The organism is Nitrososphaera sp., from assembly GCF_013388945.1.
In the GTDB taxonomy this organism is placed as follows: domain Archaea; phylum Thermoproteota; class Nitrososphaeria; order Nitrososphaerales; family Nitrososphaeraceae; genus Nitrososphaera.
Window position 1 is genome coordinate 1 of sequence record NZ_JACAEH010000030.1, and the last position, 15,822, is coordinate 15,822.

Annotated in this window: 19 protein-coding genes and 1 other RNA gene; 7 read left to right on the plus strand and 13 right to left on the minus strand. The window is 55.7% G+C overall.

Going from position 1 to position 15,822, the window contains the following annotated elements; translation table 11 throughout:
• Positions 1-495: 495 nt before the first annotated feature.
• From HXY31_RS11890 to HXY31_RS11900, 3 genes are read right to left on the minus strand one after another with little or no spacing between them, the layout of a single operon-like run.
• On the minus strand, positions 496-1,497 hold the full coding sequence (locus tag HXY31_RS11890) for a 2-(3-amino-3-carboxypropyl)histidine synthase subunit 1/2 (RefSeq protein ID WP_292643299.1): 1,002 nt from the start codon (positions 1,495-1,497) through the stop codon (positions 496-498).
• Positions 1,494-1,796 carry a ferredoxin family protein gene (locus HXY31_RS11895; protein WP_292643301.1) on the minus strand — a complete coding sequence of 101 codons (303 nt, stop codon included), beginning with the start codon at positions 1,794-1,796 and terminating at the stop codon, positions 1,494-1,496. Before HXY31_RS11895 ends, HXY31_RS11890 begins: the two co-directional genes overlap by 4 nt.
• A 40-nt stretch (positions 1,797-1,836) precedes the next feature.
• A complete protein-coding gene (locus tag HXY31_RS11900; RefSeq protein ID WP_292643303.1) occupies positions 1,837-1,980 on the minus strand; it encodes a YHS domain-containing protein in 144 nt (47 codons plus the stop codon).
• An 89-nt stretch (positions 1,981-2,069) separates the two neighbouring features.
• On the opposite strand from HXY31_RS11900, the gene HXY31_RS11905 reads away from it, so the two are divergent.
• On the plus strand, positions 2,070-2,294 hold the full coding sequence (locus HXY31_RS11905) for a heavy metal-associated domain-containing protein (RefSeq protein WP_292643305.1): 225 nt from the start codon (positions 2,070-2,072) through the stop codon (positions 2,292-2,294).
• Here the strand turns inward: HXY31_RS11905 and HXY31_RS11910 are convergent.
• Positions 2,267-4,375: a heavy metal translocating P-type ATPase gene (locus tag HXY31_RS11910; RefSeq protein ID WP_292643307.1), complete on the minus strand. Its 2,109-nt coding sequence runs from the start codon at positions 4,373-4,375 to the stop codon at positions 2,267-2,269. The genes HXY31_RS11905 and HXY31_RS11910 overlap by 28 nt on opposite strands.
• Positions 4,376-4,500: 125 nt before the next feature.
• On the opposite strand from HXY31_RS11910, the gene HXY31_RS11915 reads away from it, so the two are divergent.
• Both HXY31_RS11915 and HXY31_RS11920 read left to right on the plus strand, forming a co-directional pair.
• Positions 4,501-4,899: a hypothetical protein gene (locus HXY31_RS11915; protein ID WP_292643308.1), complete on the plus strand. Its 399-nt coding sequence runs from the start codon at positions 4,501-4,503 to the stop codon at positions 4,897-4,899.
• Positions 4,900-4,905: 6 nt separating this feature from the next.
• Entirely contained in the window at positions 4,906-5,406 is a 501-nt protein-coding gene (locus tag HXY31_RS11920; protein WP_292643310.1) for a flavodoxin domain-containing protein, read from the plus strand.
• Positions 5,407-5,437: 31 nt separating this feature from the next.
• Here the strand turns inward: HXY31_RS11920 and ffs are convergent.
• Positions 5,438-5,750: signal recognition particle sRNA (ffs, locus tag HXY31_RS11925), an RNA gene on the minus strand.
• A 102-nt stretch (positions 5,751-5,852) separates the two neighbouring features.
• Here ffs and HXY31_RS11930 point away from each other — a divergent pair.
• On the plus strand, positions 5,853-6,656 hold the full coding sequence (locus HXY31_RS11930; protein ID WP_292643312.1) for a plastocyanin/azurin family copper-binding protein: 804 nt from the start codon (positions 5,853-5,855) through the stop codon (positions 6,654-6,656).
• Here the strand turns inward: HXY31_RS11930 and HXY31_RS11935 are convergent.
• The 3 genes from HXY31_RS11935 to HXY31_RS11945 all read right to left on the minus strand — a co-directional run bounded on the left by HXY31_RS11935 (position 6,648) and on the right by HXY31_RS11945 (position 9,103).
• Positions 6,648-7,592 (minus strand): TIGR00269 family protein, encoded by a 945-nt coding sequence (locus tag HXY31_RS11935; protein ID WP_292643314.1) that lies wholly within the window; start codon positions 7,590-7,592, stop codon positions 6,648-6,650. The two genes, HXY31_RS11930 and HXY31_RS11935, sit on opposite strands and share 9 nt — an antisense overlap.
• Before the next feature lie 32 nt (positions 7,593-7,624).
• On the minus strand, positions 7,625-8,782 hold the full coding sequence (locus HXY31_RS11940; RefSeq protein ID WP_292643315.1) for an MBL fold metallo-hydrolase: 1,158 nt from the start codon (positions 8,780-8,782) through the stop codon (positions 7,625-7,627).
• 108 nt (positions 8,783-8,890) lie between these two features.
• On the minus strand, positions 8,891-9,103 hold the full coding sequence (locus HXY31_RS11945; RefSeq protein ID WP_292643317.1) for a TFIIB-type zinc ribbon-containing protein: 213 nt from the start codon (positions 9,101-9,103) through the stop codon (positions 8,891-8,893).
• 579 nt (positions 9,104-9,682) lie between these two features.
• On the opposite strand from HXY31_RS11945, the gene HXY31_RS11950 reads away from it, so the two are divergent.
• Positions 9,683-10,246, plus strand: a complete 564-nt coding sequence (locus HXY31_RS11950) for a methane monooxygenase/ammonia monooxygenase subunit C (protein WP_292643319.1) — start codon at positions 9,683-9,685, stop codon at positions 10,244-10,246.
• A 113-nt stretch (positions 10,247-10,359) separates the two neighbouring features.
• Complete coding sequence (locus HXY31_RS11955; protein WP_292643320.1) at positions 10,360-10,491, plus strand: hypothetical protein; 132 nt, start codon at positions 10,360-10,362, stop codon at positions 10,489-10,491.
• Here HXY31_RS11955 and HXY31_RS11960 read toward each other — a convergent pair whose 3' ends face one another.
• From HXY31_RS11960 to HXY31_RS11970, 3 genes are read right to left on the minus strand one after another with little or no spacing between them, the layout of a single operon-like run.
• Positions 10,492-11,742: an ABC transporter permease gene (locus tag HXY31_RS11960; protein ID WP_292643322.1), complete on the minus strand. Its 1,251-nt coding sequence runs from the start codon at positions 11,740-11,742 to the stop codon at positions 10,492-10,494.
• The gene (locus tag HXY31_RS11965; RefSeq protein WP_292643324.1) at positions 11,739-13,484 is read right to left on the minus strand and encodes a hypothetical protein; all 1,746 of its coding nucleotides are present in this window, start codon (positions 13,482-13,484) and stop codon (positions 11,739-11,741) included. The genes HXY31_RS11960 and HXY31_RS11965 overlap by 4 nt, the downstream gene beginning before the upstream one ends.
• Complete coding sequence (locus tag HXY31_RS11970) at positions 13,481-14,212, minus strand: ABC transporter ATP-binding protein (protein ID WP_292643326.1); 732 nt, start codon at positions 14,210-14,212, stop codon at positions 13,481-13,483. Before HXY31_RS11970 ends, HXY31_RS11965 begins: the two co-directional genes overlap by 4 nt.
• 119 nt (positions 14,213-14,331) lie before the next feature.
• On the opposite strand from HXY31_RS11970, the gene HXY31_RS11975 reads away from it, so the two are divergent.
• Positions 14,332-14,472, plus strand: a complete 141-nt coding sequence (locus HXY31_RS11975; protein ID WP_292643328.1) for a YHS domain-containing protein — start codon at positions 14,332-14,334, stop codon at positions 14,470-14,472.
• Here the strand turns inward: HXY31_RS11975 and HXY31_RS11980 are convergent.
• Positions 14,464-15,414 (minus strand): asparagine synthase C-terminal domain-containing protein, encoded by a 951-nt coding sequence (locus HXY31_RS11980; protein WP_292643330.1) that lies wholly within the window; start codon positions 15,412-15,414, stop codon positions 14,464-14,466. The two genes, HXY31_RS11975 and HXY31_RS11980, sit on opposite strands and share 9 nt — an antisense overlap.
• 43 nt (positions 15,415-15,457) lie before the next feature.
• A complete protein-coding gene (locus tag HXY31_RS11985; RefSeq protein WP_292643331.1) occupies positions 15,458-15,661 on the minus strand; it encodes a hypothetical protein in 204 nt (67 codons plus the stop codon).
• Between the last annotated feature and the right edge of the window lie 161 nt (positions 15,662-15,822).

The following is a 15,822-nucleotide window of genomic DNA, read 5'->3' on the forward strand; positions in this document are numbered from 1 at the left end:
AGGCCATCCCACTTGATGAATATCTCGCAGATCTGGCACCTCTTCTGGCCGCTAGCGTACCTGCCTGAGCCGACCGGCTTTTGGGCCTTGTGGCGTATGCATATACCTTTGCAAGTCATTTTCTCTTTTCACCGGGTAACTACTATCGCAGAACGGTCGACAACCGCCGTAGCTTTAGTTCCTTCCCGTATTATCCACTACACATAATATCTATATAAGATTTTTAGAAATATTCTATCATTAAAAGGGATTAATACCCAAAATTTGTATAATCCAATCCAGAGCGATATTGCAAATGTTCTAAATAAAATATGGGAAAATCATAGTTATCGATGCAATATTTTACACACTGATAGATATATTTTAGTGTAATATCTGCATTTGTCGAGCCTCTCGTATGTAAAATAACTAAAAACCACAGAAAATAAGCAAATTCTAAACGCTCTATTTAATTGTTTGCACCGGGCATGCCAGGCCGCATGGGCGAGCGACAAGCTAGAGCCAGTGCTGCATCCTCAGGAAGTCTTCGACCGGCTCTTTTTTGAGCAGTTTTATCAGCGCAAGAGCCTGCGGAACCGACAGCATCGGCTTTGAAAAGTGGTTGTCAGTGGCAATCCTGGGGCAGGCCACCTGAACAAACGCGTCTATGTTCTTGAAAATCTGCATCCTGTCGTCTGTTATCTCTGTAAGAGCTATCAGCTGCACCTTCTTGCCCAGTCTTTCGAATTCCTTTTTCAGCTCAAGCGCCCTGACGTGCGCAAACTGGCCCTCCTTCAGACCTATGACAAGGCCGATGGTGTTTGCGTCTGCCGCCTTGTATATCGCAAGTATCGCCCGCTTTTGCAACCCCTGCGCAAACTCGTTTACCTGCGTGTATTCTTCAAAGTACGGGTCTAGCATGAATGTGGGCTTTTCAGTAGACATTGCCACGCTTGCCGCGTGGAACTGGCTCTGGCCCAAAAAGACGTAGGCGTCGACCTGCTTTTGCACGTTCCATGCGGGGTAGAACTCGCATCCAAACACCTGCGCGTCTTTCAGCTGACCCTTGCCCTTGCCTATTATCACCCTGTAGCCCATGTCTTCAAAGATCCTCTTTGCGCCCTCCACCTGCTCCAGGTGCTGGCTGTCAGTCAAAAGCGAAATGGCGCTGAACTTGCCTTTCATGTCTTCTGCAAACTTGTACGCGACCTTGTCAAAGCTGACGTCGTCGTACGCGTTTATCATCACAACCTTGTCGCCAAAAGTCTCCATCGCAACAGTGTGGCCCACGCTGAACAGGATGTCGGCGCCAAGCATGTCTGCCGCGTGCGTGTTCAGGTCGCACGAGCCCCAGCACGTGTCGCCAATCACATAGGCTTCTATCCCAAATCGCTCGGAGATGTGGTCTGCCGCGTCCTGCAATTTCGGTATCAGCGCCTCGGCGCCGTTCAGTGCAACGGAATGCGGCTTGCGCTCCTCTATTACCTCAAAAATGCGCCTCTCGTCTATCCTTATCATCTTCTCACCAGCGGGGTCACCCTTATCGCAAACTTGGGGCAGACCGCCTCGCACCCAAAGCAGTATATGCAGTCGCGCTCAAGCGCGGGCAGGGCCTTTCTGTCCGCGCCCTCGCCCTGCCATTCAAACACGTTGACAGGGCAGACGTCGATGCACGCCCCGTCGCCGACGCACAGGTCAAAATCAACCGCAACGTCCGTGCCGTATATGCCAAGCCTGCTCGAATCGTTTTTCCAGACCTTCAGGTTGCCGTATGCTTCCGCGCGCCTGTGCAGCTGAAAGTCCGGGTCTATGGGCAATGTGAGAAAAACTGCCCAGATTCAATTTAAATCATGCTTTTCAGTATCCGTACTTTTTCGGGTTTGAGTCAAACTGGGTCTTGCACGCAGCGGAGCACAGGTACACCTTCTTGCCGCCTGCCTCTGAGACGTGCTTGGCTGTCTTCTCGTCGACCATCATCTTGCAAACTGGATCTTTGAACATGCCCTCTATCTGGCGTGTATGCTAGATAAATAATGCACTTTACAAATGTAAAGCCGCACGTTCTTTTACCGGGCCTGCGCAAAACCGGCGTGGCCCTGCAGAAGGCGCTCTTCAAAGTCGTGGGGATGTACTGCACCACCTGCAAGCCCATAGTGGAAAAGCAGCTGAAGGGCAAGGACGCCGTGAAAAAGATAGACATCGACTTTATGACAGACAGCGTCATCGTGGAATACGACGCGTCAGCGATAAGCCGGGAGGAAATAAAGGAGATGCTTGAAAACTCGGGCTACAAGTTTGTCCGCGTCTCTATGTGAGCGGGCCTGTATCTTCCAAGCAGGAGCGAGTTGCTCACAACAGAGACTGAGCTGAGGGCCATCGCGCCTGCCGCCAGGAACGGCAGCCACGAGTACATCTCTGCGCCGAACACCGGGACAAGCGCGCCTGCGGCTATCGGTATCAGGCCGGTGTTGTAGGCAAACGCCCAGAACAGGTTCTGCTTTATCTTGGCAACGGTTTTCCTGCCAAGCTCCAGCGCAGTCACGACGTCGCGCAGGTCATTTTTTATCAGTATTATGCCGCCTGTTTCTTTTGCCACGTCGGTCCCCGAGCCGATTGCGATGCCAAGGTCCGCCCTTGCAAGCGCCGGCGCGTCGTTTATGCCGTCGCCCACCATCGCGACGGCCCTGCCTTCAGACTTTAGCTTCGCTATCACTTCCTCTTTCTGCTGCGGGAGCACCTGCGCTATCACCCTGTCGATGCCGACCTTTGCAGCTATCGCCTTTGCGGTCCTCTCGTTGTCGCCTGTGAGCATCACCACTTCCATGCCCATCGCCTTGAGCGAGTCTATAGCCTGCCTCGCGCTGTCCTTCAGAGTGTCTGCAAGCGCGATAATCCCTGCAAGCCTGCCGTCTATTGCCACGAGAGTCGCGGTCTTGCCGTCAGCCTCTAGCCTAGCCATCTGCGCATTGACCTCGTCGCCGACTGCGATGCCGCTGTCGGCCATCATCTTCCTGTTGCCTATCATTATCCTGTGGGCAGAGTAGACAGCCACAAGGCCGTGGCCTGCCACCGCTTCAAACGAGTCCGGGCCTGCCACGGGAATGCCAGTCTCTTTGGCCTTTCTGACGACAGCCTGCCCGAGCGGGTGCTCCGAGCCTGACTCGGCTATCGCCGCAAGCCGCAGGACCTCCTGCTCGCCTGCGTCTGACAGCACAATGATGTCAGTCACCTCCGGCTGGCCCTTTGTAAGCGTCCCTGTCTTGTCAAACACCACAGTCCTGACTTTCCTTGCAATTTCCAGGTACTCGCCTCCCTTGAACAGCACGCCGTTTTCCGCTCCCTTGCCGGTCCCCATCATGAGGGCTGCAGGAGTCGCTATGCCAAGCGCGCACGGGCACGCTATGATTATGACAGACACAAACGCCAGGAGCGAAAAAGTGAGCCCGATGCCTCCTGCATAGTACCATGCAAGGCCTGAAGCAACCGCTATGATGACTACTGCAGGGACAAAGTATTTCGCGACCTGGTCTGCCATCCGCTGCATCGGAGCCTTGCCCGTCCTGGCTTCCTGAACAAGGGCGATTATCTGCGACAGCACCGAGTCCTGGCCCACCTTTGTCGCCCTCACCTTCAGCAGGCCGCTCTTGTTTATCGTCGCCCCGATGACCTCGCTACCCGGAACTTTGTCGACGGGTATGCTCTCGCCTGTTATTGCTGATTCATCAACCGACGACGAGCCGTCGACCACATCCGCGTCTACAGGTATCCTCTCGCCGGGCCTGATAAGGAGCAGGTCGCCTTCTGCAACCTCTTCCACAGGGACTTCGACTTCCTGCCCGTCCTTTAGCACCCTTGCCTTTCTTGGCTGGAGGTCGAGGAGCTTGCGAACAGCCGACGACGCCTTTTCCTTTGTCCTCTGCTCGAGAAGCCTGCCAAGCAGTATCAGCGTGACGATTATGGCCGCAGTCTCAAAGTAGACCTGCTCGAACGGAAAGAACGACGGGACTGCCGTCACCACTGCGCTGTAAAGAAAAGCGGCAGTCGTGCCCACGGCAATGAGCGTGTCCATGTTTGACGCCCTCGCCCTGATTGCGTCCCAGGTTCCCTTGTAAAAGCGCCAGCCCGCCCAGAACTGCACCGGCGTGGCAAGTGCAAGCAGCACAAAGTTGTTTATCTCTGAAGGCAAAAACGCAAGATATGTGAGAAGCGTGATGGGTATGGTGAGGCCTATGCTTGCAACAGTCACTGCCTTTAGCTTTTTCAGCTCCACCTCGGGGGCGGTGAACTCGTGGAGGCACTGGGTGGTGCAGAAAAAGTACTCCTTGCCGTCGACGGTGTGACGGATCGAGTCCTCCTTTTCTTCAACAAACATGCCGCAGACCGGGTCCTTTGCCACGGATAACCTGACGAACGGACCGTATATAACATCAGGGCTTTACAATTGTAAAAACGCTGTGCACTGCGCCGCAGTGTATACCTGCTCCCTATATTTCCGGACGTGCAAGTTGCGCATGACCATAGTTGGAAAGCGTATCTAAAAGCGGAAGGGACGTGAGTGCTGCCACCATACTCTCGGTGATAGGCGGGGCCCTGATGATAGCCGGCGGGCTTGGAGGCCTCTACATGTACAGCGCCTGGAACCAGTTTGGGATGCCCGGATGGGGTTCCATGATGGGCGGGTGGGGCATGCCTGCAGGCGCATTTCTCGGGGTAATGGCCGGGACTTCAATCATATCGCTTGCGGCAGGCGGCGTGGTGGTGGCCGGGAGCTACTTTATCCACACCAAACCGGAAAGCAGCAGGGAATGGGGTGTCGGGATACTGGTTGCGTCGATTGCAGGGCTGTTTGGCATGGGCGGGTTTCTGATAGGGCCCATACTTGGAATAATTGGCGGCATACTTGCACTGACGAAAAAGTGACCTGCCTTGAAAGCCCTGGTACTTTTTGATTCTCTCTTTGGAAACACGCAGAAAATAGCAAACTGCATCGCAGAGGGCCTGCGGGAAGCCGGGGTCGAGACAGACTGCGTCAGCATCAAAGAAGCCCGGATGGGCGAGGTTTACAAATACGATCTTTTGGCAGTTGGAGCGCCCACGCAAATGTTTACGGCGTCAAAGCCCATGAAGGAATTTCTTGACAGGCTGAAAACTGTCGATCTGCATGGGAAGGCCGGCTTTGCCTTTGACACAAAGCTGGAATCGCGCTTTTCAGGCAGCGCGGCAAAGTTTATCGAAAAGAAACTGGGCGATCTCGGGCTTGACATCATAAAAGTGCGCGCGTCGGCCATAGTGGTAGGGCGCAAGGAAAAGGGATCCAAGGCCGGGGACGCCGTGCTCAAAGAAGGGATGGAAGCCCTTTTCAGGGAAGCCGGCAGGGATCTCGGCAGATTCCTGCAGGCAAGAAGGCAAAAAGTAGGCATCGCATGACACGGCTTTCAAACCACCTGGACTAGAAGTGGAGGCAGCCTGCCGGTACCACCGTTGGCAAAAGGCCCCATTTCAAGCCCTGCAAGATCCACCACGTAGACGTGCTAGCATGGCTACGCCGCCTTAGGGTTGCTCCCTCCCGGACCTCACCCATTTCGACGATTCACGGTCGACGCCACGCCTTCGCGTAGATCGCCGCTCATAACCATCCGACACGGCGTGATTTCATCTCAGCCTGGCAAGCGGGTACCTCCTCCCAGCGGATTTACCCGGCAGTTACTGGCCCTGACATGAAGCCGATTTCCAGTGTGGGGCACGGCTAGCACCCCGGCCCTACCTGCCTCCGCCAGAGATAGCAAAAAGTCTCTATATTACGCTAGCGGTGGAGTGCACTGCATTGCACTAAAGTCCTGCCTCTTAAATCGCATTGCGGCCTTTGCAGGTGCATGGCAAGCAAGTACGCCTGGTATGCAATAGCAGGGGGACTGTTTGCGGCCGGCATTGCAATAGGCTATGCCGTCTTTGCAAGCACATACGCCCCCGGCTTTATGTTCAACCAGCAGATGATGAACCCGCAGATGGCCGGCCAGTGGACCCAGGGCATGATGGGCAACCCGGACACGAGGCAGCAGATGCGCGCCCAGATACAGCAGGACGGCCAGTTCATGTACGAGATGATGGACGACCCCGAGTTCCAGGAGCTCATGCTTGAGCGCATGCAGCAGAGTCCGCAGTTTGGCCGCGGATTCATGGGCGGCATGACAACCGACCCTGAACTGCGCCAGCAGATGTTTGAAACGATGATGCAGGACCCGCAGGCGATGCAGCAGTGGATGGGCGACGAAAGGTTCCAGCAGGAATGGTATCCATACATGATGCAGAACTGGATGATGGGGCCGGGCATGGGATCCGGCATGATGGGAGGGCCGATGCTCCGCTACGGCACAGACACAAGCTCCGTGACAGAGGTCAGGACAGACAGGGTCGAGATACCTCAAAACGCGTGGAGCCCAAGGAGCACAGCCCCGTACCAGCCGCTGCGGATAGAGGTTGCACCGGGGACGACGGTGACCTGGACAAACAACGACAGCGTGGTGCACACGGTGACTGACGTGGACAACGGCTTTGACTCGGAGCTGATAAACCCGGGCAAGAGCTGGTCATACACTTTCGAGTCGGAAGGCGAGTACAACTATTACTGCACAATCCACCCGTGGATGAGGGGGACAGTCGAGGTAGAATCAGCCTGATCTGTTCAGGCTGAGCGCGGCTACCGTCTTGCAGACAGAGCACACGTCGCCGGTAGAGTCCCGGCCGCACACCGAGCACTTTTTGTCTCCCCGGGGCTCTAGCGTCATCTTCATCCTTTCTGACACCTTGAGCATCGAGGCGTACGCGTTGTTCTTTATCCCCGGGTGCTCCTTTTCTAGCCCGTTGAAGAACTCGCGAAGGTCCGTGCGTATGCTCTCGTTCATGTAGGGGCACTCCTCTGACTGGAACGGGATTTCGCGCTGGAGCGCGTAGAAAACTATCTCGTGTTCGCTTATCTCGACAAACGGCTTGACCTTCTTCATGCCGCCCGCGTATTCCACGGGCTCGGGGTGCATCCAGCCTATGCGCTCCACGTCGCCTGCAAGCAGGTTTATCATGAATGTTTGTAATTGGTCGTCCATGTTGTGCGCCGTCGCAACTACATCGGCGCCGGCGCTTTCTGCAGCCAGGTCTATTGCCCTGCGCCTGAACGTGCCACACATAGAGCACGACGACATCTTTTCAGACGGCCTGACCACCATCGCCTCGTCCATCGATATTCCAAATATCTCTTTGTAGCCCATGACCTTGTTCTGCACGCCAAGCTTGCTGCAAAAGTCCCTCACTATCTCAAGCGACTCGTCGCGGTAGCCCCTTATCCCCTCGTCTATCGTGACTGCCACCAGGTCGTCAGAGGACCTGCCGTGGTCGTCAAAGAACTTTTTCATGACGTAAAGTAACGATAAACTGTCCTTTCCGCCGGAAACGCCCACTGCGACGCGCTCGCCGTACTTTACCATCGAGTACCTTGACATCGTCCGCGCTGCCTTGTCTTCTATGGAGCGCACAAAGCACTTCTTGCACAGGTATTCCCCGGAGTATGCCCTGAAGTATACCGAATTATCCCTGCGGCATTTCGTGCAGGCGTGGGACACAGACCCTACAAAGCCCTGCAGGGGTTATAATCTTACATCCTGACGCCGCACGAGTTGGGGCCGGCCTCGAGCTCGGCGATGTTTATCTCGTCGTACGGGACCAGCTGCTTGTTTATCTGGATTATCACCCTGTAGTTTGATGGCCTCGGGGGCACCGACGAGACAACGAACTTGACAAACTCGTCCTTTGGCTTGGAAAGGAGTTCTACGTTCCGCTTTGCGCCCACGGTATCAGCGATGGGTTCCCCGTGCTTTATCGTGATGGAGTTGGGGTCAAAGTGCGCCGGCAGGATTACCGTGTCGTCTGGGAGCTTCAGTATCTTCTGGTACGTGTCGTAGAGCTTGCCTGCGAATTCGTCGGCCTTGTCGCGAAGATCTGGTCTGCCTACGCCGTTTACAAAAAGCGTGTCGCCGGTAAAGAGGAATGTCTTTTCGCCTGCCTTCAGGGCAAAGCACATGCTCCCGTCTGTGTGGCCCGGCGCGTGGATTGCCTCAAGGGACACGCCGTCGCCAAGGGGTATCTTGTGCCCGTCGTCAATCAGGCTGACCTTGACGTCCTCTAGAAGCTCGTAACCTTCCTTTGCGCCCAGGTACCCCTGAGCTCCTGTCGCCTTTACAATGGCAGAAAACCCGGAAACGTGGTCGGCGTGCATGTGCGTGTCGACCACGTTTGTTATCTCTAGCCCGTTGTCCTGCACGAGCTTTAGCACAGAGCTTTCAAGGTCGCTCGTGCTGTCGATGACTGTCGCTTCGTTTCCGACTGCAATGACATAAGACATGCAGCCCTTTGATACGCGCCTTAGCTGCCACACCCTTGCTGCGTCGGCTTGCTGCACCTCTGCGACATCGTAGACCTGGTTCCAGGCCACCATGCCGCCTCTCACGCTCTTGACTTTGTATCCCATCCGGGAAAGCATCTGCGCGGCCATCATGGACCTGTTGCCATGCGCGCACAACGTGATTATCTCCTTGTCCTTTGGAATCTGCTCTGCAATCATCTTTTGCGACGTAAAGAGCCTGTCGATTGGAATGAGCGGGGTCTTGTCGTGCTTGTCATACGACAGCCGCCACGCGTCGTATTCTTCGGGCGTGCGCACGTCCAGTATGAAAACGTCTTCGCCACTGTCGAGCTTTTCCTTGAGCTTTGCAGCGTCTATTTCAAGCGAGCTGTTTCTGAATCCAAATGACACGTTACTTTTCCCCGTCCATGATGGGCGGGGGCCGTTTATTTACCATGCTTTTCAAAAACCGTCAATAAACAGGACTAGGTGTGCGCCCAGACCCTGCCTTGCAGCCGGTTACTTTTGCTTGTCCTTCTTGGACGACTGCCACCAGTCGAGGTAGTCGTCGTGCTTCATCCGCCTCTTGTCAACGTTTGCGGCCTCTGCCCTGTCTCTTATCTCGTCAATCTTTTCCCTGGAGGCAAAAAGGCCACAGCTCTTGCAGATAAAGTTCTTGCTTGACAGGTCGAACTTTAATTCCCCACCACACTCGGGACAGTAGCTTGCCAACGTTATCGCGTCGTTTATCGCAAATAAAAGGATTATCAAGTCGGTGCACGGACTTTGATCTTCATCCAGCACGGGGCTGTCCGTTCGCCCGTCAGGTGCCGTGCACCGAGCGTGTTTTCTAGACTGCAAAAAGATTAAACTGTTACTGTCATGGAGGGCTGAAACAAGCATGATTATTAATCCGCAAGGACAAAGCTTGCAAGGCAGCGGTGACGATTCAGAGTTATGACTGAAAGGTGAAGAGAAGGCATTTGACCGAGCTGCCACTCATTTTCATACTAGCGGATTCCGTAGGGGGACGCGCCGACACGGCAAAGCCAAAATACCTCGGTGCTGTACAAGTATGCGTGGCCCTCGCGGCTGGGAGGCGTTTTTGACGCTTTCCGTGCATGCGGATATTAGATTAGCACTAATGATTAGCAAAGGTGCTTAGTATTACTCTAGTTTGAAATTTCCAAACTATTGGTCTAATAGTTATAGTAATACGTATATTGCTGGCATATTTATAGAGAAATAGCAACAAATTTGGTCGATTGCTGACATGTGGGTTAATATACCAGATTGTGACCTAGGTAATTCATGGCGCAGATGCCAGCACTGATCCCGAAAGAAGTCGAGATCCAAAGACTGAAGAAGATCTACATCATGGTGATCATGCTCGGTTCGATCGCAGCCTCCGTCGAAGTCGACAACTTCGTCGATGGCTCGCTGCACCAGACTGCAATTAGAGACAGCGCCTTCACACCAGCACACTGGTGGCTATACAGCCACTTCGTGGCGCTCCCGGTAGGCTGGGGTATGGTAGCGGTCTACGACAGAAGGGTACCGATCCTCAGGGGTCCGGGCAACTCGATGAACACCGGTCTGAAGCTGACCATCATTGGCTACCTAGCCACGATGTTCACAATCGGTGTCAACGAGATGTGGCACTTCTGGTTCGTGGAAGAGATCTTTGCAGTCCCCAACCACTGGATGTTCAACATGGGTGTCGTCGTGGCATTCATGGGCGCTCTGGCGTATGTCGTCAGGGTGTACGCACGTCTGGTAGAACTGGGTGCAGAAACACCGGCAAAGAACCCATATGTAGCAGAGATGTACAAGCTCGCCCTCGAAGGCAAGCTGTACAGCAGGTCCATCCCGTAAAGGGGCTCGATTCAGGCCGGTCCGAAAGGGTCCGGCCACTGCTCTTTTTCTTTTTTTAATTTTCTCCCACTGCAAAGTCTTAATTCTCTGAACGACGGATAACTTGTATGGACATGTCTGCGACGTGCGGTGGTTGCGGGAAAAAGACCCAGGACTACCCGCTGTTCTGCTACATGTGCGACGACTACTTTTGCTCCGAAGCCTGCCACCTGACCAAGCACGCAAGGCCGTGGCAGAAATACTGACTATTCGCGCCTGAGAGCCACTATCGGAGGCGTCCTCGAAGCCCGCCACGCAGGGTACATGCCTGCGAGCACTGACAGCCCTACGGAGAGCCCCCACACCGTGCCCATGTCCTGCGGCAGGAACACGGGCGTCATGTTCTGCGATGAAGGGTCCTGCGACGCAAAGCCTGCAATCAACACGTAGCCGCCCATCACGCCTACGCCCATGCCTGCCGTCGCCCCGATTATGCCTATTGTCAGGGCTTCTGACAGAAAGAGCACCAGGATAAAGCTGTTCTGGGCCCCTATCGCCTTCATGGTCCCGATTTCTCTGATGCGCTCGGTAACTGAAGTGTAAAGGGTTGTGATTATGCCTACTGCGCCGACCAGGAGCGCCACAAGGGCAATGCTTGTCGTAAACGAGCTGAACCCTGCTATGAACTCGTTTATGGTCTCAAGTATGGCCTCGGGCGTCGTGATGCCGATGTCGTTTCCGTAGAGCCGGCGTATCTCCTCTTCCACTGCGTCGACAAACTCGCCTGACTCTGCCGCCACGAGTATGGCGTCGTACTTGCCGGCCTTTTGCAGCATCGCGTTGCCCGTTATGCGGTTGAACACGACTGCGCTGTCAATCGTCGGGTTGCCGGTCGGCTCCATGATGCCTGACACCACAAAGCTCCTGCTCTCGCTTTCCTGCTTGCCCGTGTCCGGGTCCACGAAAGTGTAGGTGGCCCTGATGGTCTGGCCCACGACTGCAAAAGGCGTGTTTTCGCCCGGCGGGTTTGCCACCCTGTCTGACAGGAGTATCGCCGACGGGTCGTTCTGCCTGATGCTAGAGCCCTCGACAAACTCTATCGTGGGCGCAATCACGTACAGCTTTTGCGGGTCTATCGAAAACACAGTCGTGTCGGCCTTTTTGCCTCCTGCTTCAAGTGTTATTCCCGCCTGGTACGAGGGTATCACGTCGCTGACAAACGGAAGCGAGCGTATCCTGCTCACCACGGCCTCGTTGAGGGTTATCTTGGGCGCCGGAGGAGGCCCGCCGCCAAACGGGTCGCCGCCCCCTTCGCTCTGCGCGCTTGTAACAAACAGTATGTTTGGCGCAAGCTTGCTGAACTGGAAGTTTATGAAATTGGAAAAGCCGGCAGTCATGCCGTTGAGCGCGACCATCAGGCTGCTTCCCACGACCACCATCATTATGGTGAGCGCGGAGCGTGTCTTGCGCTCCCTGAGCGCGTCGATTGAGAGCGCAAAGATCTCCTTGATGTTCATTTCTTCTCTTCCGGTTTCCCAAGGTGCGTGTCAAGGACCGACTCGATGTCTTGGCCGCCGTTCTGCTTGCTGAACTGGAGCGTGCGCTTGAGCTTTGCCTTCTTCCTCATGCGGAAAATGACAAACGCTATTACCGCAGCCGCAGCCACGCCGCCGGCTACTGTGCTTGCCATGGCCTGGCTTCCTGCCTGCTGCGAGCCGTTTTCAGTCACCACTTCGGGCACAAAGTCCACATTGGCCGATACGTCAAGCGTGTGCAGCTGACGCAGTGTGTCCCTGTACTGGATCTTGAGCTCGACAGGATAAGTGCCTGCGCCCGTGCCTTCCGGCACGTCTATAGGGATGCTGAATGGAAGCGGCGAGTTTTCAGTCAGGTCGCCGAGGTACTGCTGCGGCGGGAGCGACTCTACAAGGTCGCCGGCGCTCACGACCTGCACGGTGGTAAAGAGCGCAAGCACGTTGCCCTCGTTGAGGAGGTTGCCCGTCAGGTTGGGCCTGCCGCCTATGTACGTCACGCCCACCTCGTAGGCCTTGATGCTTATCTCGCCGTCGACGTACGTGCCAAGCGATACTGTTTCCACCTGCGGCTGGCCCGCTGAAACGTGCTGGACTGTAAATACAAACGTCGTCGCCCTGCCTATCATGTCTTCTGACGCAAAGACCCTGGTGGATATCTCTTGGCTTGAGCCTGCCTGCAGGTCGCCGATGCTCCAGCTTGTAAATCCGAGGATCTTTATCGAGTCAGACTGCGAGCTGACAGACACCACCACGTCAGAGAGCTCCTGGTCCCTGTTGTTTATAAGCGAGACTGAAAGGTCGGTTATCTTGCCTGCAGTGATAATTGAGGACTCGCCGACCGGCGACACACTCACCGGCGAGCTTGTCGTCTCGGGCAGGACCACAAGACCCACGGGCACGTTTGAGGTCTTTCTCTCGCCGTACGCGTTGCCGTAAGTCACGTTGAGCGCCACTGCCTGCAGGGCCTCGCCTGAAGTCTCTGCCACGTACAGAGTCGGCTCGATGGTCTTGGACTCGCCCGGCGGAATGACCCCAAGCTCAAACGTCTTCTGGCCCAGCGCCACGATGGCCGCCTGCTGCGTGGTCGTGTTCACGCCGGACGAGCCGGGCACGGTCACCACCACGCCTGTAGCCGGCGCGCTGCCGGTGTTGGTTATCTCGATCGGCACCCTGCTGGAGCCTCCGGATGCCACGCCTCCCTGCGCCGACGCGTCGATTATGACCTTGCCTGTCACCTTGAACGGGATGTTCAGGTCGGCAGTTCTCGGGGTGCCCGTTTCAAGCGTCCTTGAATACTCTACGTGCAGGGAAGTGGAGTAGTCGCCCACCCTGGTCCTTTCAGAGACGCTCACCTGGAAAAAGAGCGTAAAGACGCCTCCTGCGCTGACTATGCCGCTGTTAGAAGCTTCTGCCCCGTTTCCGCCTGACGAGCTGAAACCTGTCGGGAGGGAAAGCGTGCCCCTGACCGCGGTTATCTCTGAGAAGCCCCTGTTGGCGAGTGTGACTGCAAGCACCGACGCGCCGTCGCCGGGCGCCACCTCGACTTTCTGAAGGGAGGTCCCGGTCGCAGGCGGCGTTGTCCTGTCCGTCCAGAACGCGTCGAGGAACACCGGCCCGCTGTAGTTGGCCTGAATTATGTCAAACCGGCTTGGGCCGGGCTGCTGCGCATAGGCGCTTACCGGTATCAGCATCATTGCCGCGATAATCGCTGCCAGGAGCTTCAATGCGATACCTCCTTTTCCACCCTGCCGTCGCGGATGTAAACAGCCCTGTCGCTTGCCTCCGCAAGCTCGGGGTTGTGCGTGACCATAACTACAGTCCTTCTGAATTTGCTTGAAAGCATCCTGAGCAGGCCAAACACCTCGCTCCCGGTCTTGGTGTCAAGGTTGCCAGTCGGCTCGTCTGCAAGTATCATCGCCGGGTCGTTCATCAGCGACCGCGCAATTGCAACCCTCTGCTGCTGCCCTCCTGACAGGTTGACCGGCTTGTACTGTGCCTTGTCGCCAATGCCGAGCACCTGCAAAAGCCTCATGGCCCTCCTCTCCCGCTCTTCGCTTCCCATCTCTGAAATGATTCCTGGCAGCGCGACGTTCTTGAGCACAGTCGTCCTGTTTATCAGGTTGTATGACTGGAAGATGAAGCCGATGAGGTGGTTCCTCATGGTCGCCATCTCAGAGTCGTCAAGCGAAAATATGTCAATGCCGTTGATGTACACCTTGCCGGACGTGGGCTTGTCCAGCGCGCCTATGATGTTGAGGAGCGTCGACTTGCCGCTTCCAGACGGACCCACAATCGACACAAACTCGCCCCTCTTTATCTCCAAATCAATTCCGCGAAGGGCCGCCACCCTGCCTGCTGCCGACTCGAACACCTTTGTGACGTTGTCGACTTTCAGGACTGTCTGGCTGTCAATCGCGCCATTCTGCAAGGCATACTCTTCTGTGCTGTTCAATTATTTATACGAGAGGACGCGTTGTTAATAAAGATAACTGACCAGTCAGTCAGTTATTTCCTGCAGCATGCGTGGCACCGGTAAAAATAAATACGCTTGGTTTGCGCACATCGCTGTTAATGCCAGTGGATCCTGTGTGCGGCATAGAGATGGACCAGGACCTTGCTGTGTCGCACGAGCACAACGGCAAGACTTACTTTTTCTGCTGCGAAGGCTGCAAGCGCATCTTCGTGAAAAAGCCCGGCAAATATTCAAAGTGACACGGGCGTGACCGGGAACGCGCCGCACGTACGGCAGAACCTGCCTTCCAGGCACGCGTGGCATTTGGGGCACACCCTGTCGCAGTGCGACTCTTCCTTTGGCGGCGGAAAGTAGCTGCGAAATATGGCGTAGTAGTTGAGGTGCTCCTTGCTCCTTATCCTCACGCCTTCTGACTCTGCGATCCTTGCCTTGCTGGCGTAGGTGGCGTCGTCAATCATCTTTTCGACAAAGCCGGAAAACCTGTCAGTTGCGGCTCCTTGCTCCTGCGCCATCTTGGGCCTCCATGCAAGCTCGCCTATTTCAGGCTCAAAGCACCGCCTGAGTATGAACTTGCCGTACTTTTGGCCGCCGTGCTCGCCCACCTTTTCTGCAACGTCAACTGACCTGGCAAACTCTGCAAATTCAGGGTCCAGAAAGGGCGTCACGACCTGCACGCCTATCCTCTCCCCTAATGTTTTTGATGAAAAGTGCATCACCTGCCAGAGCCGGGCAAGCTCCTGCTCTACCTTTTTCAGGTCGCCGTAGTACCTTGAAAGGTAGTTGTAGCCTGCAAAAAGCTCGTCGCCGCCGTCGCCTGTCATGACACGTGTGTGGCCGTCGCGTTTTGCCCTCTCAAGGCCTGCTAGGGCGACGCACGAGTTCCGTATCTCTATCGGGTCAAAGGTCTTGAAAACCTGCACCACCGCGTCTACCATGTCTGCCATCTTTTCCTCGTAGAAGACCTCCTCGGCGTGCCTTCTGCTGTACCTCTGCGCCACCTGCCTTGCAAATGCAAGGTCCGGGGCATCTGCGCCAAAGCCTGCTGCCACCGAATATTCGGGGCGCAGGATGCTGGCTAGGATGGTGCTGTCAAGGCCGCCGGAAAGCAAGAGCGCGCCTGCGCGGTTTCGCTCCACGCTTGCCTCAAGCCGGTCGACAAGCTCGCCGCAGGTAGGTCTCAACAGGGTTGTACTGAGAAAGAGGGGTATTAGCCCTTACTCCTGTCTACCTTTTCTTTGCAAGCTCTGAAACGACCATCACAGACGCAAAAACGTCTGAAGTAGCGACGACCAGCAAGCCGGCGTTCCTCTGGTTGCAGCTTGCAGCCGAGTCGCATGGCATAGCCATTATGGCCTGCAGGGCAAAATAGTTGACAATCGCCGCTATTGCAACCGCTATCACGATTGCTGCGGCCCTGCTCCTGCGCATCGCCTATCTATTGGCGTTTCGTGCATTACAATATTTCGGGCCGCACCTAGCTCTCGTGCTTGGGCGGGGCCTCGCAGAATTCCGTGAGGACGCCGTTGAGGGACTTGGGGTGTATGAAGGTTATCCGCCGGCCGTACGAGCCCGTGCGCAGGTCTCCAAGC